This window comes from Collinsella sp. AF28-5AC, assembly GCF_003457875.1.
Classification (GTDB): Bacteria; Actinomycetota; Coriobacteriia; order Coriobacteriales; family Coriobacteriaceae; genus Collinsella.
Window position 1 is genome coordinate 144,057 of record NZ_QRTA01000003.1, and the last position, 20,476, is coordinate 164,532.

The following is a 20,476-nucleotide window of genomic DNA, read 5'->3' on the forward strand; positions in this document are numbered from 1 at the left end:
GGACACGTTAGCAGGCCCGAAGCTCAAAAAGATGCGCTACAGGCGCTCGCGAACCGCCTCGACGACGTTGTCCAGATCGGCGAGCACCTCGTCATGGCTCTGCATGTCGCGCACTTTGACCTTGCCGGCGGCAAGCTCGTCGCCACCCAGGACCAAGATGAGCTTGGCGCCTACCTTATCGGCTTGCTTAAACTGGGCCTTGAGCGAACGACCCTGATAGTCGGCCTCGGCCACGATACCTGCGGCGCGAAGCTCCTGCGTAATGGCAAAGACGTTCTGACGCAGCTCCTTGCCGGCGTTGGCGACATAGACGCACGGGGCCTCATCGGCACCCAAATCGCTGCCAAAGGCCTGCAGGGCCAGCAGGGCGCGCTCAAAACCGACAGCAAAGCCGACGCCCGCCGTGGGCTTGCCACCCTCGAGCTCGACCAGGCCATCGTAGCGGCCGCCGCCGCCGATGGAGCCGACGCCGGCGCCAGGGGCCTCGACCTCAAAGACAGTACGGGTGTAGTAGTCCAGGCCGCGCACCAAGGTGGGATCCTCGACATACTCGATACCGGCGGCATCCAGATAGCGCTTGACCTGCTCGTAGTGCTCGCGGCACTCATCGCACAGGTTGTCACCCATCAGCGGAGCCTCGGCCATGATCTCGCGGCAGTGGTCGTTCTTGCAGTCGAAGGCACGCAGCGGGTTGAGCTCGGCGCGCTCGCGGCACTCATCGCACATCTCGTCGGCGTGATCGAGGATGAACTGCTTAACCTGCTCGCGATAAGCCGGACGGCACTGGGCGTCACCCATCGAGTTGATGAGCAGACGAAGCTTGGAAAGATCGAAGCCCAGGCGCTTGTAGAACTCCATGAGCATGATGATGCACTCGGCGTCTGCCGCCGGATCGGGAGCGCCGAGCCACTCGATGCCCACCTGGTGGAACTGGCGCAGGCGGCCCTTCTGGGGACGCTCGCCGCGGAACATGGCCTCGGCGTAGTAAGCCTTAAACGGCGTGGAGCCCTGGGGCACCAGATTGTTCTCGACGACGGCGCGCACCACGCCGGCCGTGCCCTCGGGGCGAAGTGCCAGGCGCTGCTTGGGCTTGAGTTTGGTGTCGGTGCCCTCGGTAAAGACGCGCTCCAGGTTGGCACCGCTGAACACGCGGAACATTTCCTTGCGCACGACGTCGGTCGACTGGCCGATACCGTGGACAAACACGTCAACCTGCTCGATCGCGGGCGTCTCGATGGGTTTAAAACCAAACGGCTCGAACACGCCGGCCGCAATCTGCTGCATCTTTTGCCAGGCGCGCATCTCGGCGCCGATAAGGTCGCGGGTTCCCTCCGCCTTCTGTGCCTGCATGGGCAAACACCTTTCTTTTGTATCGCGTCATAGGTAGTGGACATTATACGGCACAAAGCAGCAACGCGGCGGCGCGTCTGACCGAACGAGGGTATGGGGACTCGTTCGGCCAGACGCGCCGCCGCTGTTTGTGATCCCTTTTCCTCCGTCCCCTTCGGATCACGTGATCCCTTGGGGACGGAGGAATAGGGATCATTTCGTAGGCCCGTGGCCGCCTTGGAAACCGAATGATGGTACGAGCATCCATTCGGCTTCCAAGGCGGCCACGGACAGAACGGGACGAACAGAAAAGAGCGACGGACGCCTACTCCCCCGCCACGCTCGCGCGCAGCTTGGCGGCGATGGGCTCGGATACCAGCAGGAACACGAGCATGACCACGGAGCACGCCAAGCACACGATCCAGGTGCTCGCAAAGGAGCCCGAGACGGCAAAGAGCACGTAGACCTGCCACAGCTCACCGACAAAGCTCATGCCGGCAAGCACCGCCGAGGTAGCGATAACGGTAAGCGAGCCCAATACGCGGCCACTCACCTTATCGGCAACATGACCGATAACGAGCGAACCCACGACACTCACCACGGTGGAGATGGCATTGGAGACGTTGTACTGCGCAAGGGAAATACCCAGGTTGCTGACGATCAGCGGCTGGAACAGGCTCATGCAGTTGACGAAAATCGTGTAACACGTGGCCATGATCACGAAGCCGGAGGCCACCACGAGCCAGCCGGGGAAGAACTTACGCTGCTGGGGCATACTGCTCCTTTTAGACAAACGAATAGCCTGCGCCGGGCGCCGGTAGTGCCCAAGATTGCCTTGAAAGACAAGGGCATAGGCCTTACGGCCATGCCCGCAGGCTTGAAAGGCAAGGTTGGGTGCTACCGGTGGTCGGCGATATAGCCCAAAGCGACGGCGGTATAGGCCGCGGCACCGAGCGGCAGCTCGGCATCGTTAAAACGTGCCTTGGGATGGTGCTGGGCAAAGTGTTCGTCCGTGTCGGTTACGGCCGCGCCCACGGTAAAGTACGCACTTGGGATCTTGCTCGAGATAAGCGCGAAGTCCTCACTCGCCATGGCATGGAAAAGCGGCAAGAAAGCCGTCTTGGGCAGCACTGCGCCCACGTAGCCAAGCGACGCCTGAGTCATATCGCTGTCGAGTACAAGCGGCGGAACATCCGAAAGCGTCTCGATGGTCGCCGGCGTACGATAGGTCGTAGCAACGCCGTTAACGACCTCCGCGATGCGGGTCTTTAGGTGAGCCATGAGCTCAACATCAAAGCCGCGCAGCGTTCCCTCGAGCACGCAGGTGTCGGGGATGACGTTGGCCGCCAAGCCGCCGGCGAACTTACCAACGGTAAGTGCGACTTCCTTGGCCGCCGGCACCTCGCGGGAGATAAGCTCCTGGAGCGCCAGGTGCACGTGGACGCCGGCCGTGATGGGGTCGATGCAGATCTCGGGGCTGGAACCGTGGCCGCCCTTGCCCTGGAGCGTGATGCGGAAACCGTACACACCCGAGAGCGCCGGGCTGCCGTAGAGCACCAGGCCAAGCGGCGACTGGCTGTTGACATGCATGGCAAAGGCCGCCTGAGGGCGCGGGTTCTCGAGCAAGCCGTCGGCGATGGCAGCGCGTGCTCCCTCAAAGGTCTCCTCGCCCGGCTGGAACAGCAACTTGACGGTAGCGTTGGCCTCCACAAGCTCGGCCTCGCGGGCCTTGAGCAGGCGCGCCGCACCAAGCAGGGCCGTCGCGTGCATATCGTGACCGCAAGCATGCATGCAGCCATTGGTGGATGCAAAGGGCTCGCCGGATTCCTCGACAACGGGAAGGGCATCCATATCGCCTCGGAGCATGACGACCGTTCCGGCCTGCTCGTCCTTGCACGTGCCATTGCCCTGAGCGGCCGCACCGGCACCGATCAGGCCAACGGCGCAGGAACCGTCGACTAGCGTGGTATGGGGGATGTCCATCTCGTCCAGACGTGCCTGGATATAGGCAGACGTCTGCGGAAGATTGTTACCCAGCTCGGGCATCTGGTGTAGATCGTGTCGCCATGCAGCGAGCTCGTCTGCAAAAGCCTGAGCTTCTGCGACAAGACCGTCACCGATAGCGGCCTGCGCCGCCGCGGTGGCCTGGGGCGCTGGTTGCGGTTGAAAATCGGACAGAGCTGATGCCATAGAAGCCCTCCAGTAACGTTTTTGCAGCACGCACTTTGATAGCGTAAAGTGCAAGGTACAACTGTAAGGGCATGACATAAAAATGCCGCCCTGGGAGGGCGGCGCAACAAGTTGTTTACAATTGCGGGTGTGATTTTCGGCGCAAGAAATCGAAATGCGTCTCGCTCAAGATAATCGAAAGAAAGATGAGCGCGAAGCCGGCGAGCAGGCGCGAGGTGAGCGCCTCCCCCATCAGCAGCACCGAGAACAGCACGCCCGAAGGCGACTCCATCGAAAGGAGCAGTGAGCCCGTCGAGGCCGAGACATGCGCCAAGCCGACGTTTTGGATGAGCAGAGCCGCGCATGTGCAACCAACCGAGAGAAACGCCATCGCGCTGATAAAGCTCGGCGTCCACACGGACAGAGGCGCTTGGGTCTCGAATAGCAGCGACGTTGCCAGGCTCAGCACGCCGTTGCCCACAAACATCCAAAACGTGATGACGTTGATGTCCATTTTGCGACCGTACTTGGCAGTCACCGCCATCTGGATGGCGAAAAAGACCGCACCCGCCAGCGTAATGACATCACCGATGTTGAATTCAACGCTATCGAGCGCCACCAAGCCAATGCCCGCCAAGCACAGCAGCGCCGCGCCCAGGTTATAGCGGGTGAGTTTTTCGCCGCTCAGAAAATAGCTCGCGAACGGCACAACGATGCAATACGTGCCCGTCAAAAAAGCATTCTTGCCCGCCGTGGTGTGCGCCAGACCGACTGTCTGCAGGGCGTAGGCGGCCCACATAAGTGCGCCCATGCCAAGTCCGACGATAAGGTTGCGGGCGTTGAGGTGCGCGATGATGCGCTTGTGGAAGATGAAAAACATGACCAACGCCGCAGGCAGAAAGCGCACGTAGAGCAGTTCGAACACCGGAATGGTGTCGAGCGCGTCCTTCATGGTCGTAAAGGAGTAGCCCCAGACGACTGCCACCGAAAGCAGCAGGACTTTCCAGAACAGCGGCGAGCGAGCGCCGGCGCCGCGGGAGGTGCCGCCCGCGCCCAGGTCCTCGCGAGCAACAGGGCTATCGGGCATCATTTCGATATTGTCAGTGGCATGCTGGGCCATAGGGCATCCTCGCGCTCAATCTGGGCGTGGTGTCCGCACGCGCATGGCTGCGTGCCGCCTCATGGTCAAATAAAAGCAGGGCGCACCGGACCCCCGGCACGCCCCGCTACTGTAGCAACAACCAAGCAGCCCGTGCAATTCACTACGCTAAAGCATCGGGTTGGAAGATCTCGATGTTCCGACGGCGTTTACGTTGCTGAACTAAATCAATTTGGTTGACTCCAGTTTTTCGATGATCCAGTCGTTGGCTTTGATGACCGGACGGCGGAAGACGACGCCCAGGGCCAGCGACGGAATCAGATAGCTCGCCAGAATGCCTAGCTCAATCCAGTACTCCATATGGTAGGCGCCAGCCATGGCGGCATGCATGGCGTTGATGCCGTGGGTGAACGGCAGGAACGGATAGATCGCCTGGAACACGGGGCCGGTCATCTCGATAGGGAACGTGCCGCCCGAACCGCCGACCTGCATGACCAGCAGCACGACGGCGAGCGCCTTGCCGATATCGCCAAACGACACCGTAAGCGTGTAGACGATATTGGAGAACACGAGACTCGCGACCCAGCCCGCCAGCACAAACTGCAGCGGGTTGTCGCACTGAATGCCAAAGAACAGGATGTCGCCCGCACACACGAGCGTTGCCTGCAGCAGGGCCAGACCGCCAAAGAACAGGTAGCGGCCCAGGTAGATCTCGTGCAGGCGCACGGGGATGAGCTCGTTGATGAGCTCATCGTCAACCGAGACCTTCATCATGGCCGCCAGCACGATCGAGCCGACCCATAGCGACAGAATCGTGTAGAACGGTGCCATGGCCGAACCGTAGTTACGAATCGGATAGACCGGCTTGCGATCGAGCGCGACGGGGCCGGAAAGCGACACGGCCAAACCCTCGGGATCGTTGCCAATCATCGTCTTGATCGTGGCAAGGTCGTCCGACATCAGGGCGCCATCGAGCTCGTCCTTAAACGCACTGATCTTGTCCGACGCCTCGCCCAGCTGATCAGAAGCCTTGTTGACCAGCTTTGCAGCCTTGGAGAGGCCCTTTGCCAGCGAACCGGATGCGTCGGTCAGGCCGTCTACGGCGCTATCCAGATCGCCCGAGATGCCATCGAGCGAGTCCAGGATGCCCGAAACCGTCTTCTTGAGCTCCTTGGCCTTAACCGAGAACGTGGAATCGTAGTCGGACTTGGCGCCCGAAATGCCCGCCTTGGCATCGGCGATGGCCTGATCGACCTCGGCACGCGTGCTGTTGACCTCTGCCATGCTGTCAGAAAGGGACTTAGCAGTTGCCGTCAGGTCCTTGGCGTTGTTGCGATACTCCACCGCGATCCTGCCCAGCGATGTTGCCACAGATTTAAGGCTCTCCTGGAGCTTTTCGTCACTGACCTGCTCGGCAAAGCCGCGGAGCTGGTCGGCCGTGGCGTCGATATCGTCGGCACGTGTATTGAGCGCCGCCGCGGCATCGTTGAGCTGAGACACCGTAAGGTCGACATGCTGATTCGCGGCATCAAATGCCTTCGCAAGCCCGGCGGACACGTTGTCGAACGAGCCCGCGCTTCCGTCAATCGCGGCGTTGATGGCGTCGTTGGCGGCCTTCAGCGCTTCTTTGGAATCGCTCATGCCGCTCTTGGCATGCTCCATCAACTGCTTGGTCGACTCATCGACCGTACCCGTCTGCTGGAGCATACCGCTCGCCGACGTCAACGAATCGGACGTAGAGCTCAAAATGCCCGCCAGCGACGAAGCATTAGCCTGAACGTCTTGCAGGTCCCCAATCGAATCGCCGAGCGTCGAGGACAGGTTGGCGATAAAGTTGCTGACCTGGTCGGTGCTCATGTAATCGAGCAGGCTGGACACCGTCTTAAGACCGATGCTCGTAATGGTCTCGGTAAAAGATTCGTTAACCTGGTTCTGAACGGCGCTCGAACCCTTCTCGGTCACGATCTGCGCGATGGCGTTGGCCTTCTGATTCTCGTAAAACTCGATATCGGCATGCTTAACGTCGGTCGAAAAGAGCGTCATCATATCGGCACTAAACGTCTTAGGGATAACGACAGCCGCATAGTATGCGCCCGATTTGACGCCCTCGATAGCCTTTTCGCGATTGTTGAGCACAACCCAATCGAAGCTCTCGTTGCCGCGTAGGGTGGCGGTCACGTTTTCGCCCACGTTGACCTCGACGGGGATCAGATCGCTCTCGTAACCCTCATCGGTGTTGACCACGGCGATCTTAAGATTGCCGGTGTTGCCGTACGGATCCCAGCTGCCGGCGATGTTAAACCACGCGTACAGGCACGGTACGATAATGAGGCCCATCACGACAACCAAGCCGATTACGGAGCGAGACACGTTTTGGACATCGCGCTTAAACAGATGCAGGATGTTCTTCATTTATGCCTCACCTCCTTTGGAGTGCTTGCCGAGCGGGGCGTTCTTTTCATTCATCACAAACGTGTCATCCCCGTTCTCGGGCACATGGGCCGCATCGCGATGACCACATTGGTTGACAGCCTGAGTCTTGGGTTCAGACCCCCGCTCGCTCGCATTCAAGCCGAACATGCGACGAGCGGCCGGAATGGCGGCCGTGTGCTCGCGCATCTCGCGGCGCAGGTCCTCATCCGAAAGCGCCGAGATGCGCATCTGGGTGTTGAGGCTCGAGCGGATGTACTCGATATTGATAAGCCAGCCGCAGATGGCAATAACCGAGATGATCCAAATGACAAGCAGGATGATCTTGCCGTTATTGTCGATATCGAGAACCGTCGACAGGACAAAGAGCAGGACCTGAACGCCCACCACGGCGGCAAAACCGCCCTTGATGTAGTACGGGTAGCGATGTTCAAAGGCGACCGCATGATCGAGCAGTTCGCGACGGTACGAATCGGAATCGAGCATGACACGCATGGCCGTGCGCAGCGAGTAGCGCTGGCGCGGCAGGTCGTTGGACTCGCAAATCATCATACCGGTCGTGGAGAGCTGTTTATCAAAGAGCAGGTTAAGGTTGAGCAGCAGCGGACGCAGCTGCAGACCGATAAAGAGCGCCACGATCAAGAACACGCCCAGAATGCACAGGTTAAACAGGTAGTTGAACGAATACATGCCGCCGACCGTCTCGCGCAGCAGATTGATGCCGTAGGTAAAGGGCAGCAGCGGGTGCAGCCACTGGAAGAAGCCGGGCATCATCTCGATGGGGTACATGCCCGACGAACCCGGGATCTGCACGATGACGAGAATGACGCCGATAGCCTTGCCGATATGCTTAAACGTGGTGGACAGCGCATAGATGATATTGACGTAGGTGAACGAAATGGCGATGCCGCCCAGCACGAACAGCAGCGGGCTGACGCACTGCACGCCAATCACCAGATCGCCTACCGTAACGATGATGGCCTGCAACGCGCCCAGGATCACCATGAGCAACCAGCGGCCAAAGTAGCCTTGGCGCGCCGTAAAGCTGCCAACACCTTCACGGTCGACCTCGAGCTTGTAAATGGCGATGAGCACATAGCCGCCCACCCAAAGCGCCAGATTGGTGTAGAAGGGAGCGATGCCCGAGCCAAAGCTCTTGACCGGATAGATTGACTTGGACGTCAACTCAACCGGAGACGCCATGAAATCTGCCACGTCATTGACATCGACGCCCATCAGATCGGCCAGCTCGCCCATGGACTCGGAGGTCTGCAGCGCCGCGATGTCATTGGCGGCGGTTGCAAGCTTGTCCTGGACCTTGGCAAGCGAGGAATCGGTCTGGGACAGCGTGGTCTTGGCCTGGCCGAGCGTAGCGCTAAGCTGCGCCAACGTGCCGCGCGCATTTGCAAGTGTAGGTGTCATACCCGAGACGATACCGGTCAGGTCGCCCGAAACGGCAGCAAAAGAGTCGAGCGCGCTCGAGGCCTTCGGCAGCGCGTTTTGGCCCAAGTCCGTCTGGGCTTGGCCAAGGTTGGTCGCACCGGTATGAATTGCGTTATTGATAGCGTCACTGGCACCCGAAACAGCCGCTGCGTCATTCGCCATGGCGCTCGACTGCGCGGACAGACCGTCCTTGATGCTCTGAAGCTTTTCATTCTGCTCTCGAAGCAAATCGATGGTCGATACAATGCGCGCGTCAATTTCCTCGGAACCTGTCGACGTGTCATTGGCGAGAATCTCCAAGTGCCCGATAACGGCCTTATTGTGGTCGATCGTCGCTTGAAGAGACTCGAGCGAGTTGTCGATACGGGTGGTCGTAGATGTGACCGCGCCCGTCAGCTTGCCGATGGCAGCGTTCGCAGAGGCCGACGTCTTGGTGAGCGCAAGGCTGCCTTCCGAGAGCGCCTTGGAGAGCGAGGTGATGGAGTTGCCCGCCGTGGTGCGAGCTTCGCTCAGCAGGTCGTTGCCCTGGGAGATCGCCTGCGTCAGCGACGGTGCCTGGCCTTGCAAGCCGGCAAGTGCCGCATCAGCCGAGGCGATAGCGCCACTCGTCTTATCGATGGCGGCATTCATATCGCCAATCGAATCGCGCACCTCGCCCAAGGTGTCGGACGCCTCGGACACCGAACTTGCCAGCGAGTCCTGAGTCTGGGTTGCCTTGTCCTTTAAATCGACACCGGCATCCTTGGCGATACCGGCAACAGTCTTGCCTACCGTAGAGACAAATTCCGAGTTGATCTGCTCCTCGATGGTGTTTGCACCGGTATCGGTAACCTTGGGCGCAATGGCGCTCTTCTTCTCATTGACGTAGTACGTGAGCTTGGGCTGATGGTAGTTGCCGTCGAGCATCGAAACCAGGTTATCCGAGAAGTTCTTGGGAATCACGATAGCGGCATAGTACTCGCCGCTCTCGACGCCCTCCTTGGCATCGGCCGTCGAGTCGACGAACGTCCAGCCCAACTGATGATTCTCCTTGAGCTGGTCGACCACTTTGTCGCCAGCGTTGAGCTCACCCACCAAGTCGTTTTGGGTGCCTCGATCGTTGTTGGCGATAGCAATCTTGATGCCTTGGGTGTTTCCATACGGATCCCAGTTTGCCACGATGTTATACCAGGCATACAGCGAGGGAATAACGCACACGCCTAGGGTAACCACCAGGGCGACGGGGTTCACAAGCAGTCGCTTAATGTCGCGCTTAAATATCGCAAAGGACACCTTTGCATTGGATAGTTTGCTGCCGAGACTCACGCTTGGACCATCCATCCTGTCGTTGAATCGAATCGTACTATCGATAACCATTGTACGTAAGCGCTTTAGCGTCTCAGAGCACAATGGTATTGAGTTTTGCGGGTAGCAATATACTACGAAGACGAATTAGCGTACAGTTGTACAGTATCTTTAATTTCAGCAGGTCACAAAACCACAACCCGCACAAATTAGCAATTCAAATAGTCATCGGGGACGTTCTTAAACGACTGGTCAAACAAGAACGCCCCCAACGACTAGTTTGGACCACGGTAACATCGATGTTTTAGCAATGCCAGCGAGCGGGCGCCAGAGCGAACAAATTGGCATGAAAAGAGGACGGCATAGACCTTCTGGTCATGCCGTCCTCTTTGAATGACAAGTTGTCGCTCTGGCGCCCGCGCAGCGTCGACTGGTCCGCCGTTCGTTAGAACGGCGGAACTGAGGGCAGCGTCGAGCCGTTACGCGGTTTGGTAAAACCGCGTAACTACCTAACTACATCAAGTTGCAAACAGCCGCCGCGAAGGCAACGGGGTCCTCGGGGAGGATGCCCTCGACCAGCAGGGCCTGATCGTAGAGCAGACCAGAGTACTGCTTGATCTTGTCGGCGTCGCCTGCCTTCTGGGCAGCGACAAGCTTGTCAAAGACCGGGTGCTTGGCGTTGAGCTCGAGCACGCGTTGGCTCTTGGGCATGCCGTCGGGCGCGCCCTCGGGTCCCTTCTGGAGCACCTTCTCCATCTCGAGCGAAAGTGGGCCCTCGGTGGTGATACAAGCGGGGGCATCGGTCAGGCGCGCGGAGACGGCGACTTTCTCGACCTTGTCACCGAGCGCCTCCTTCATAGCGCTAAAGAGGTCCTCGTTCTCCTTGGTGGCGTCCTCGGCCTCCTTCTTCTCGTCCTCGGTCGCCAGGTCAAGATCACCGGTCGCAACGTTCTTGAGCTCTAGATGACGATCCTCGACCTCGGGCTCGGCACCGTCGGCCACAGCCTTCTCGGCAGCCTCGCGGGCAGCATCGTCCTCGTAGATCTTGGGCATATCGGCGGCAACGTACTCACGCATAGCCTGGAACGTGAACTCATCCACATCCTGCGTCAGCAGCAGCACGTCATAGCCGCGGTCGAGCACGCCCTTTACCACGGGCATCTTGGCCAAGCGCTCACGCGAGTCGCCGGCGGCGTAGTAGATGGCCTTCTGATCCTCAGGCATGCCCTTGGCATACTCGGCCAGGGTAATCATCTTCTGTTCCTTGGCAGACCAGAACAGCAACAGGTCGGCGAGCTCATCGGCCTTCATGCCATAGCTCGAGTAGATGCCGTACTTAAGACCGCGGCCAAAGTTCTCAAAGAACTTCTCGTAGGCCTCGCGGTCGTTGTCACGCATATCCTCAAGGTCGGCGGTAATCTTCTTTTCCACACGCTTGGCGATGGCCTTGAGCTGACGGTTCTGCTGCAGCGTCTCGCGCGAGATGTTGAGCGACACGTCGGCGGAATCCACGACGCCGCGGACAAAGTTGTAGTAGTCGGGCAGCAGGTCGTCGCACTTCTCCATGATCAGGACGTTGGAGCTGTAGAGCGCCAGACCCTTCTCGTAGTCCTTGCTGTACAGATCGAACGGCGCGCGTCCCGGCACAAACAGCAGGGCGTCATACTCGAGCGTGCCCTCGGCGTGGAAGCTGATGGTGCGCGCAGGATCGTCAAAGTCGTGGAACGTGGACTTGTAGAACTCGTCGTAGTCCTTCTGCTCGACATCGGAGCTGTGCTTCTTCCAGATCGGTGTCATGGAATTGACGGTCTCGAGCTCCTGGTAGTCCTCGTACTCGGGCTTGTAATCGTCGCCGGCGTCCTCGGGCTTGGGTTTCTGGCGGCTCTTGGACACCATCATCTGGATCGGGTAACGCACATAGTTACTGTACTGCTGAATCAGGCTCTTGAGACCCCACTCGGTCAGGAAGCGATCGTAGGTCTCGGCCTCGCCGTCGGCATCGAGCTTCTCGTTCTCGCGCAGCGTCAGGATGACATCGGTACCGTGCTCGGCGCGCTCGCCGTCCTCGATGGTGTAGCCCTCAAGACCGTCGGATTCCCACACATGGGCGACATCCTCGCCGTAGGCGCGGCTGACGACCTTCACATGGCTGGCGACCATAAAAGCCGAGTAGAAGCCCACGCCAAACTGACCGATGATGTCGACATCGGAGCCCTGCTGCTCGGCGTTCTCGGTCTTAAACTCCTCGGAGCCGGAATGGGCGATGGTGCCCAGATTGCGCTCCAGCTCCTCGGCGGTCATGCCAATGCCGTTATCCGAGATGGTAATGGTGCGGGCGTCTTTATCAAAGGAGACGCGAATGGCCAGGTCGCCCTGGTCGATCTTGACGCTCGGGTCCTGCAGGCTCTTAAAGTTGAGCTTGTCGACGGCGTCGCTCGCGTTAGAGATAAGCTCGCGCAGGAAGATTTCTTTATTGGTGTAGATGGAGTTGATCATGAGGTCGAGCAGTTTTTTGCTCTCGGTCTTAAATTGACGCATGTGCAGTCCTTTCGCGCTACCCCTGTCCGCAAAAACGGCTCGGTCGCCCGAGCCGCATCGCAGACCTGCTATGTTCAGACTTAGATTTTATAACCCATTAACGCGCATATATACATACGGAATCGAAAAACTGTATGTCCGAGCGCTCTGATGCGCCAATTGCCAAGGAGTGTCCCAAACTGCCGGCAGGAAAGGAACGTTCCTATCTGCCATCTACGCGCTTGGCCATCCAGGCATGAGGCTGGCCCTCGTCTTCGTAGTCCACCGGGGCAATCTGCGTGTAGCCCGCCTTGGCATAGAGCGGCAGCACGTATTCCTGAGCATGCAGCTTAATGAGCTTGGCGCCGGCATCACGCGCGCACGTATCACTGGCCTCGACAATCTTGCTCGCCAAACCGCGACGGCGCATGCTCGGCAGCACGGCCACGCGCCCCATAATGTAGGTCTCCCCCGCCGCGACACCTTCGTCCAAGTCGCACGCCGGCGACACCGGAGCCTCTGCGTCAGCCGCGCGCTCAAGCTCTTCGGGAAACACGCGCGAGCAACCGGCAAGCTCGCCGTCTACATAGAGCGTCACATGAATGCAGTTCGGATCCTCGTCGATAGCGTCGAACTCATTCTCGTAGCCCTGCTCGTCCATAAAAATGACGCGGCGCACCAACGCCGCGTCATCAAAGCATCCCGTCTTAAGTTGGATATCCATGGCTGCCCTTTCATTCAATGCGAACGTTAGGGACAGATTTTAGCGAAAATGAGCTCCGCGTACGCTAAACTTCGCGCGAGCCTTCGCCAGGCAGTCGTAATGACCCACGTTATGGGCATCGCTCGCGATGAAGCTGTACAGGTTCTGATCGAACAGGCGCTGTGCCGGCTTTTTCTCGCGACCAAAGCGACCGCCGGCAATAAAGTCCGCCGAAGCCTGCAGCTTGCAGCCCATATCGACCAGGCGCTCCGCCACGCTTACATCCTTTTGAACCGCACGATAGCGCTCAGGATGAGCGATGATCACCTGGTAGCCACGGCACTGCAAATCGTAAATCGTGTTCTCGTACTCTCTAAACGCATACGCATCGGCATGTGTCGAAAGCTCGAGCAGAAACTCGTTGGTTCCATCGAAATGCAAGTGCTCCGCGGCATCGATACCAAGTTCAACGAGCTTTCGATGGTTGACCTCGAAGCCCATCTGGAGCGGAAAACCGTCAGCGTTATCACGCAGCAGCTCAAAGGCATCCCACATCTTGTCGTAATCAAAATAGGGATCACGGCAGTGAGGAGTGCAAACGATTCTGGTTACACCGGCCCGCTTGGCAGCCTCGAGCATCGCCAAGCTCTCATCGAGATCGGCGGCGCCGTCGTCTACACCCGGCAAGATATGGCAATGAATGTCACGCATAGGTCAGCCTTAATCAACTAAACGTTTGCTCGGTTGGTGAAGATGCCCTTTTTGGAAGTCCCCTGATCGTCGGAGCCCTTCTTAACCTTCTTACCGTCCTTGGTGTAGTAGGAGTAGTAGTACTCGCTGGTCTCGGTCTCGCAGTAGTTCATGACGGTACCGATGAGCTTGACCTTCTCGGACTTCTTAAGCTGGCCGATAGCGTTGAGTGCCTCCTCGCGCTTGGTGAAGTCCTCGCGCACCACGAACAGCGTACCGTCGGTCAGGCTGGCAATCTCGGCAGCATCGATGAAGGTGCCGACCGGGGGAGCATCAAAGATGACGTACTGGAACTTGGCGGACAGTGCCTTTACCAACTTGGCAAAGCGGTGAGAGACGATGATGTCGGCAGGATTGGGAATATGCGGCTCGGCATCGAGGAAGTAGAAGTTCTTCTGACCCGTCTCGACAATTGCCTGGTCAATGGAGATCTGCTCGGAAAGGACCGCATAGAGTCCGCCGCGCGAACGAACGCCGAGCATATCGGAAAGGGACCTGCGGCGCATATCGGCCTCGACCAGGAGCACGGACTTGCCGCTCGTGGCGATAGCCTGGGCAAGGTTGATGGAAACCGTAGACTTGCCCTCGTTGGGAATCGAGGACGTGACGGTAATGGTGCGAATGGGGTCGTCCACGCTCGCAAAGCGGATGTTGGCCAGAAGGGTCTTGGCGGCATTCTGTACAACGAGCTTATCGGTGTTCTTTGCCTTAGCCATGCCTATTTACCACCTTTCATAGCCGGAATTCGGCCAACAACGGGAATGCCCAGGAGCTCTTCTGCCTCTTCGGCACCGCGGATGCGGGTATTGAGCATGTCTGCCAAAACGACATAGGCGACTGCGATAAAGATACCGGCGAGGAACGCGACAGCAACGTACAGCATACGCTTGGGACCGCTGGGGGCTTCGGGGGTCTTAGCCTCGTCGATAACGTTGATGCTCTGGGCAGCGCCGACGTTCTGAGCGACCGTACTCACCGAGCTGGCCATGGCCTTTGCGACCTTAGCCGTCTCCTTGGCATCGGTGCCGGTAACCGAAAGCGTAATGACACGCGTGGTGGTCTCGGAGGAAACAGACACCTTGTAGTCATCCAGATCGGTGAGGCCCAGTTCATTGGCTGCGCCGCTCTTAACGCTATCGCTATCCAGCAGCGTGGCGATATCGTTGGAAAGCATCTGACTCGCCGAGAGATCGTTGTAGCTCATCTGACCGCTATCGTCGGTCTTGGCGAGAATGTACATGCTCGTCGTCGCGGTATAGGTGTTGTCCATCGCAACGAAGGACACGATGCCCATGGCGATCGCGCAGACCACCGGAAGGGTGATGACCAGCTGAAGGTGCTTCTTCAGCAGCTGGAACAGTTCGAGAAGGGTCATGCAGCTTGCCTTTCATTTCCCCAGTTCGGATTGACAAAACTGTCCGTATGTTATCGCATCTTTTTACCGAGACCAAACTCTATACATAAGAAACAGGCTCTCCTGTAAAAATGTCGGAAGCAATCGTAAAATTGCACAACAACGCCGCACCCGAAAGTCAAATGCGGCGTCTGCATCAATATCTATGTTATATCGCTATGCGAATGGCTCGTCCTGCTGTATGGGAAACGTCACCGTAATGGTGGTTCCCACGCCCAACTCGCTCGACAGATCGAGCGTGGCGTGATGATACAGGGCCGCATGCTTGACAATGGCAAGCCCCAGACCGGTTCCGCCGCGTGCCTTGGACCTACTCTTGTCCACGCGATAGAACCGCTCAAATACCTTGCCCTGTTCTTCAGGCGCGATACCGATTCCCGTGTCGGCGACCGCAAGGAACGGATGGCCTTCGTCGTTGGTGCCGCACTGCAGCGTAACCGTACCGCCGGGTCGATTGTAGCGGATGGCGTTGCTTGCCAGATTATAGATGAGCTCGTCAAGCAAGCGCGACACGCCCTCGATGACCACAGGCTTGGTCTCATGACTTATCGTCACATTCGCCTGACGGGCGACCTGTTCAAGACGCTGCTCGACCGCGTAGATGGCACGTGAGAGCTCAATAGGCTCCGTGGACCCAATGGGCACCGCCTCGCCCTCAGCTGCACGCTCGGCCTCGTCCAAGTTAGACAGCGTAAGGATATCGTTGACAAGCGCTGCCAAGCGGCCCGCCTCACGATAGATGCGACCGCCAAAGTTGCGCAGGTCGCCCTCGCCCTCGACCATGCCGTTTGCGATGAGCTCGGCATAGCCCGAAATCGCCGTAAGCGGCGTCTTGAGCTCATGGGTGATATTCGCCGTGAACTCGCGGCGCATACGGTCGTTGTCCGCCAGCACCGCCATTTGGCGCTTGAGCTCCTGGCGCTGCGACTCAATACGCTCAAGCATGGGGACCATCTCGGCATAGGCGTGCTCATAGCTACGGCGTGGGTGGTCCAAATCCACCTCTTGCAAAGGCGCGATGATGGCACGGGACTCGCGGCGCGCCATAAAAAACGAGAGTACCGCACCCGCTGCTGCGATAAGCAGCATCGGCGCCACCATCGACAGCAAAATCGCCGCAACGCCAGGCTGGGCCTGCGCCAAGCGGACAACCTGGCCGTTATCAAGGGCGACGGCGCGATACAGCATAATCTCGTCGAGCGTAGAGCTTGCGCGCTCCGCGGAACCCAAACCACTCTCAAAGGCCTCGATGACCTCGGGGCGATCGCCATGGTTGGGCAGTGTGGAAGGCGACGCCTCGTTGTCGTAGGCAACCGATCCATCCTTGTTAATCAGCGTGATGCGCAAGTCCTCTCGATCGAGGCTACGCAAGAACGGGATGGGCTCCTGCTGCTCGTCGAGGGCGGCAGCAATGAGCTCGGTTTCCTGCGCCAGATTGGCACTCGTGGCATCCGCCAAGGTGTTTTGCACAAAGAACGCACCCAGCACCGTAAACGCCACGATAACCGCCATGGCGCAGACAAAGATCGTCACAAAAACGCGGTGCGACAGCGTATGTTTTCCCTGGGGGGCGAAGACCACGGGTTACTCCTCCGATGCGGTGGCCGCGGTGTCGTCACCTTCGGCACCATCACCGGCAGAAGGCTCGGCCAAGCGGTAGCCCACGCCGCGCACGGTCTCGATGGCGCTGGCATGCTCGCCCAGTTTTTGGCGAAGCGTCTGCACGTGCACGTCAACGGTGCGCGAACCGCCGTCGAAGTCCCAGCCCCACACGCTCTGCAGCAACGACTCGCGGGTAAAGACCACGCCGGGCTTGCGCATGAGGTACTCGAGCAGGTCGAACTCGCGCAGGGTGAGCTTAAGCGACTCGCCGGCAACAGTCACCTCACGATGGCTGGGCGAGAGCACAATGTCGCCCACGCTGAGCACATCGCTTGCCTGTTTGACCATGCCGCCGCGACGCAGCAGTGCGCGGCAGCGGCTGGCGAGCTCCATGAGCGAAAACGGCTTAGTCAGGTAATCGTCGGCACCGCCATCGAGCGCCATCACCTTGTCGAGCTCGGTATCCTTGGCGGTAAGCATCATGATGGGCACCGTCGCCGTCAGGCGATCGGCACGCAGTCGACGCGTAATCGCCAAGCCATCGGTATCGGGCAGCATGATATCGAGCAGGACAGCATCGGGTACCCGTCGCGCCACGGCGGCCTTAAACTCGCCATCGCACGAAAAGCCCTCGGCCTCGATTCCCTGCTTGCGCAGCGCATAGACCGTCAAATCCCTGATGTTGTCATCGTCCTCGACGTAATAGATCATGTTGAACCCCTTTGCGGCCGGCATGACCGCATCTTAACCCTAAAGGTGCCTGTACTAGATGGTATCAGCCAAAACGGCCCGTCAAATAATCCGCCGTGCGCGGATCAGTCGGATTCTTGAAGAGTTGCGCGGTGGGCGCGTGCTCCACCAGCTCACCCAGCAAAAAGAACGCGACCGAATCGGAAATACGCGCGGCCTGCTGCATGTTGTGCGTCACGACCACGAGCGTGCAGGTCTCCTTGAGCTCGCAGGCCAGCTGCTCCACCACCAGCGTCGATACGGGGTCGAGCGCCGAGGTCGGTTCGTCCATCAGCAGAATGTCGGGCTGCACGGCCAGCGCACGGGCGATGCACAGACGCTGCTGCTGGCCGCCCGAAAGACCCAGACCCGATTCTTTGAGCTTGTCCTTGACCTCGTCCCACAGGGCGGCGCGTCGCAGGGAGTCTTCGACCAGCTCGTCGAGCACGACGCGGTCGCGCACTCCCATGCCGCGAGGACCGTAGGCGACGTTGTCGTAGATGCTCATGGGAAACGGGTTGGGGCGCTGAAACACCATGCCCACGCGCTGGCGCAAACGGCAGATGTCGTAATCGCCCAGGATATCTTGACCATCGAGCGCAATCTTGCCCTCGATGCGGCAATCCTTGATGCCGTCGTTCATGCGGTTAAAGCAGCGCAGCAACGTGGACTTTCCGCAGCCCGAAGGCCCGATAAACGAGGTGATCTGCTTGTCGCGGATCTTGATATTCACGTCCTTGAGCGCATGATGGTCGCCATAGAACAGGTCGAGGCCCTCGACGTCGATGCGCGTCGGCGAGGCGGCAAGATCCTCTGCCGTGGGGCGAGTCGCATCCCCAACCTCGCGCTCGTACGCGGCCTCGGCCTGCGCTTTCATGAGTTCTTCAAGCTCCGTGGGCTCCACAGCCGCAGCAGCCGTCATACCGCATACCTCCACATCGATATCAATTCAGCAGTATCGATAGTAGAAATCGCGGCTCATATGCACGTGAGCGCATTGTCAAGTGTTTGTAAGGGCACGCTGGCTATGCGGCGGGCAGCTCGATGGTGAATATCGTGTGTTCGGGCGTCGATTCACATGCAACGGTACCGCCGTGTGCCGCGATGATCTCCTTGGCAATAGCAAGGCCCAGACCGGCACCACCGCGATTGGTCGCACGCGCCGCATCCAGGCGATAGAACTTCTCAAAGATCACCTTGAGCTTAGCCGCAGGGATAGGATCGCCCTGATTGATAAAGCGCACGCGCACGCCGCCATCGTCTTGGCGCCCGGCCTCGATCGTGATAGTCGAGCCCTCATAGCTATAGGCGACGGCGTTTTTCATGATGTTGTTAAACACGCGGGCCATCTTGTCGCCATCCACGAGCACCGTCAGGTCCTCGCGAATATCAACTTGGACTTCCTTATGCTGCTCGTTGAGGATGGGATAGAACTCGTCAGTCACCTGAGCCAGCAGCAACCCCAGATCAACATAGCCGCGCGTGAGCACGATATCGTGGAAGTCAAAGCGCGTGATATCGAAGAACTCTTCGATGAGTGCATCGAGCCGGTGCGCCTTGTCGAGCGCCACGCCCGTAAAGTGCGTACGTTGCTCAACCGGCAGCTCGGGAGCCTCTTGCAGCAGCGAAAGATAGCCCACCACGCTGGCAAGCGGGGTGCGCAGGTCATGTGCCAAGTACGTGACCAGATCGTCCTTGCGATGCGACTCGTCACGCAGAGCTTGCTGCACCTTGCGCTCACGGTCACGCACGCGGTTAAGGGCGCCCTCGGCCTCCAAGAAGTCGCCGTCGATGTTGTCCCAGGTGTCGGGGTGATCGATCAGGCGATCTTGAATACGAGCGGCCAGCACACAATCGGCATGCTGCTCGCCCTGCTCGTAGCCCTGGTAGTACAGGGCGCGGCCGCACAAGAACAGCACGCACACGGCAAGCGCCAGCACAAAGCCAAGCATGTTGAATACAAAGCCGGCATCGAACAGCACCGGCCCTTCAATGCCGCCGAGCGCCATGGCGCCAATCGCCAACGTCATGGCCCACGCGGCGCCGCCAATCACCACGCAGCGGCGAACGATTTCGAATCGATCGATCAGCAAAAAGCCGATAAGCAGCACCGCCAAGATTCCGGCGATGTTATCGATGCCAATCAGCAGCAGGCTCAGCAAAAAGAGCAGCACCGTTGCAAGCGCGCGGTTGTCGACGACCGACCTCACGTATTCAAAGAGTCGATCGGGCACCTCGAATGCCTGCCTATCGTCTTTTGTCATATCCACTTCCCCACCATCAAAGGCGCTATTCGATTATGTAGCCGACGCCCCAGACGTTTTTGATAAAGCGCGGCTTTTGTGCGTCGTCGCCGATCTTTTCGCGCAGGTGGCGAATGTGCACCATCACCGTATTGTTGGAGCCGGGCATAAAGTCCTCGTTCCACACCGCGCGGAACAGGTCCTCCACGGCCGCCACGCTGCCGCGATGCTCGACCAGATACAGCAAGATGGAATACTCGATGGGCGTGAGGCGAACCGGTGAACCGTCCACTGTCACGGAACGAGCATCGCGGTTGATCTCCAGGCCGTCGAGCTGGAGGGTCAGCGACTCGGCCGCCTGTGCGCGGCTACCGTAGCTGGTGTAGCGGCGAAGTTGAGCGTGCACGCGCGCGATGAGCTCCAGCGGACGGAACGGCTTAACCACGTAATCGTCCGCGCCAAGCGAAAGACCCTCGATCTTGTCTTGCTGGGCATCGCGCGCCGTCAGCATGATCACGGGATAGGTATGGCTGGAACGGATCGTACGCAGCAGCTCAAACCCATCGATATCGGGCAGCATGACATCCAGCAGCGCCAGATCGAACTCCTGCTCCAAGATTGCCTTGGCCGCATCGGCCCCGCTATAGGCAATCTGGACATCAAAGCCCTCTTTTGTAAGGTAGATACCAACCAAGTCGGCGATGGCCTTTTCGTCATCAACTACCAAAATGCGCTCGTTCATGCGTGCTCCTCTCGCGCTCCAT

Annotated in this window: 16 protein-coding genes; all 16 read right to left on the minus strand. The window is 59.0% G+C overall.

The annotated features are described in order from the left end of the window. Nucleotides 1–36: 36 nt before the first annotated feature. The 16 genes from hisS to DWZ01_RS03900 all read right to left on the minus strand — a co-directional run bounded on the left by hisS (nucleotide 37) and on the right by DWZ01_RS03900 (nucleotide 20,454). On the minus strand, nucleotides 37–1,350 hold the full coding sequence (hisS, locus tag DWZ01_RS03825; protein ID WP_117770439.1) for a histidine--tRNA ligase: 1,314 nt from the start codon (nucleotides 1,348–1,350) through the stop codon (nucleotides 37–39). A gap of 304 nt (nucleotides 1,351–1,654) precedes the next feature. After that, nucleotides 1,655–2,104: a hypothetical protein gene (locus DWZ01_RS03830; protein WP_195521812.1), complete on the minus strand. Its 450-nt coding sequence runs from the start codon at nucleotides 2,102–2,104 to the stop codon at nucleotides 1,655–1,657. A gap of 122 nt (nucleotides 2,105–2,226) precedes the next feature. Further along, nucleotides 2,227–3,519 carry a M20 family metallopeptidase gene (locus DWZ01_RS03835; protein WP_117770438.1) on the minus strand — a complete coding sequence of 431 codons (1,293 nt, stop codon included), beginning with the start codon at nucleotides 3,517–3,519 and terminating at the stop codon, nucleotides 2,227–2,229. Nucleotides 3,520–3,634: 115 nt separating this feature from the next. Further along, nucleotides 3,635–4,618 (minus strand): DMT family transporter, encoded by a 984-nt coding sequence (locus DWZ01_RS03840; RefSeq protein ID WP_117770437.1) that lies wholly within the window; start codon nucleotides 4,616–4,618, stop codon nucleotides 3,635–3,637. 201 nt (nucleotides 4,619–4,819) lie between these two features. Then, nucleotides 4,820–7,009, minus strand: coding sequence for a YhgE/Pip domain-containing protein (locus DWZ01_RS03845; protein WP_117848137.1), 2,190 nt, complete (start codon nucleotides 7,007–7,009; stop codon nucleotides 4,820–4,822). Then, nucleotides 7,010–9,775 (minus strand): YhgE/Pip domain-containing protein, encoded by a 2,766-nt coding sequence (locus DWZ01_RS03850; protein WP_233504660.1) that lies wholly within the window; start codon nucleotides 9,773–9,775, stop codon nucleotides 7,010–7,012. It lies immediately after the preceding gene. Nucleotides 9,776–10,267: 492 nt separating this feature from the next. Further along, a complete protein-coding gene (gene htpG, locus DWZ01_RS03855) occupies nucleotides 10,268–12,292 on the minus strand; it encodes a molecular chaperone HtpG (RefSeq protein ID WP_099432638.1) in 2,025 nt (674 codons plus the stop codon). A gap of 202 nt (nucleotides 12,293–12,494) precedes the next feature. After that, nucleotides 12,495–12,995, minus strand: coding sequence for a GNAT family N-acetyltransferase (locus tag DWZ01_RS03860; protein ID WP_099432637.1), 501 nt, complete (start codon nucleotides 12,993–12,995; stop codon nucleotides 12,495–12,497). Nucleotides 12,996–13,034: 39 nt separating this feature from the next. Continuing rightward, complete coding sequence (locus DWZ01_RS03865) at nucleotides 13,035–13,685, minus strand: tyrosine-protein phosphatase (RefSeq protein WP_022094060.1); 651 nt, start codon at nucleotides 13,683–13,685, stop codon at nucleotides 13,035–13,037. Nucleotides 13,686–13,702: 17 nt separating this feature from the next. After that, nucleotides 13,703–14,440, minus strand: coding sequence for a CpsD/CapB family tyrosine-protein kinase (locus tag DWZ01_RS03870; RefSeq protein ID WP_055309657.1), 738 nt, complete (start codon nucleotides 14,438–14,440; stop codon nucleotides 13,703–13,705). A 2-nt stretch (nucleotides 14,441–14,442) separates the two neighbouring features. Next, nucleotides 14,443–15,099: a YveK family protein gene (locus tag DWZ01_RS03875; protein WP_022094058.1), complete on the minus strand. Its 657-nt coding sequence runs from the start codon at nucleotides 15,097–15,099 to the stop codon at nucleotides 14,443–14,445. Between the two features lie 195 nt (nucleotides 15,100–15,294). After that, nucleotides 15,295–16,719: a cell wall metabolism sensor histidine kinase WalK gene (locus tag DWZ01_RS03880; RefSeq protein WP_117848138.1), complete on the minus strand. Its 1,425-nt coding sequence runs from the start codon at nucleotides 16,717–16,719 to the stop codon at nucleotides 15,295–15,297. A gap of 3 nt (nucleotides 16,720–16,722) precedes the next feature. Beyond that, nucleotides 16,723–17,451 (minus strand): response regulator transcription factor, encoded by a 729-nt coding sequence (locus DWZ01_RS03885; protein ID WP_117848140.1) that lies wholly within the window; start codon nucleotides 17,449–17,451, stop codon nucleotides 16,723–16,725. A gap of 64 nt (nucleotides 17,452–17,515) precedes the next feature. Then, entirely contained in the window at nucleotides 17,516–18,391 is an 876-nt protein-coding gene (pstB, locus tag DWZ01_RS03890) for a phosphate ABC transporter ATP-binding protein PstB (RefSeq protein WP_199412381.1), read from the minus strand. Nucleotides 18,392–18,494: 103 nt separating this feature from the next. Then, on the minus strand, nucleotides 18,495–19,733 hold the full coding sequence (locus DWZ01_RS03895; protein ID WP_117848142.1) for a sensor histidine kinase KdpD: 1,239 nt from the start codon (nucleotides 19,731–19,733) through the stop codon (nucleotides 18,495–18,497). 25 nt (nucleotides 19,734–19,758) lie between these two features. Continuing rightward, nucleotides 19,759–20,454 (minus strand): response regulator transcription factor, encoded by a 696-nt coding sequence (locus DWZ01_RS03900; protein WP_117848144.1) that lies wholly within the window; start codon nucleotides 20,452–20,454, stop codon nucleotides 19,759–19,761. Nucleotides 20,455–20,476 lie beyond the last annotated feature (22 nt).

Excerpts from the sequence above, each read along its gene's own strand:
- DWZ01_RS03865 (WP_022094060.1), bottom strand. The coding sequence starts at position 13,685 with ATGCGTGACATTCATTGCCATATCTTGCCGGGTGTAGACGACGGCGCC.
- DWZ01_RS03830 (WP_195521812.1), bottom strand. The coding sequence starts at position 2,104 with ATGCCCCAGCAGCGTAAGTTCTTCCCCGGCTGGCTCGTGGTGGCCTCC.
- DWZ01_RS03835 (WP_117770438.1), bottom strand. The coding sequence starts at position 3,519 with ATGGCATCAGCTCTGTCCGATTTTCAACCGCAACCAGCGCCCCAGGCC.
- DWZ01_RS03845 (WP_117848137.1), bottom strand. The coding sequence starts at position 7,009 with ATGAAGAACATCCTGCATCTGTTTAAGCGCGATGTCCAAAACGTGTCT.
- DWZ01_RS03860 (WP_099432637.1), bottom strand. The coding sequence starts at position 12,995 with ATGGATATCCAACTTAAGACGGGATGCTTTGATGACGCGGCGTTGGTG.
- DWZ01_RS03885 (WP_117848140.1), bottom strand. The coding sequence starts at position 17,451 with ATGATCTATTACGTCGAGGACGATGACAACATCAGGGATTTGACGGTC.
- htpG (WP_099432638.1), bottom strand. The coding sequence starts at position 12,292 with ATGCGTCAATTTAAGACCGAGAGCAAAAAACTGCTCGACCTCATGATC.
- DWZ01_RS03900 (WP_117848144.1), bottom strand. The coding sequence starts at position 20,454 with ATGAACGAGCGCATTTTGGTAGTTGATGACGAAAAGGCCATCGCCGAC.
- DWZ01_RS03870 (WP_055309657.1), bottom strand. The coding sequence starts at position 14,440 with ATGGCTAAGGCAAAGAACACCGATAAGCTCGTTGTACAGAATGCCGCC.
- DWZ01_RS03875 (WP_022094058.1), bottom strand. The coding sequence starts at position 15,099 with ATGACCCTTCTCGAACTGTTCCAGCTGCTGAAGAAGCACCTTCAGCTG.
- DWZ01_RS03840 (WP_117770437.1), bottom strand. The coding sequence starts at position 4,618 with ATGGCCCAGCATGCCACTGACAATATCGAAATGATGCCCGATAGCCCT.
- DWZ01_RS03895 (WP_117848142.1), bottom strand. The coding sequence starts at position 19,733 with ATGACAAAAGACGATAGGCAGGCATTCGAGGTGCCCGATCGACTCTTT.
- hisS (WP_117770439.1), bottom strand. The coding sequence starts at position 1,350 with ATGCAGGCACAGAAGGCGGAGGGAACCCGCGACCTTATCGGCGCCGAG.
- pstB (WP_199412381.1), bottom strand. The coding sequence starts at position 18,391 with ATGACGGCTGCTGCGGCTGTGGAGCCCACGGAGCTTGAAGAACTCATG.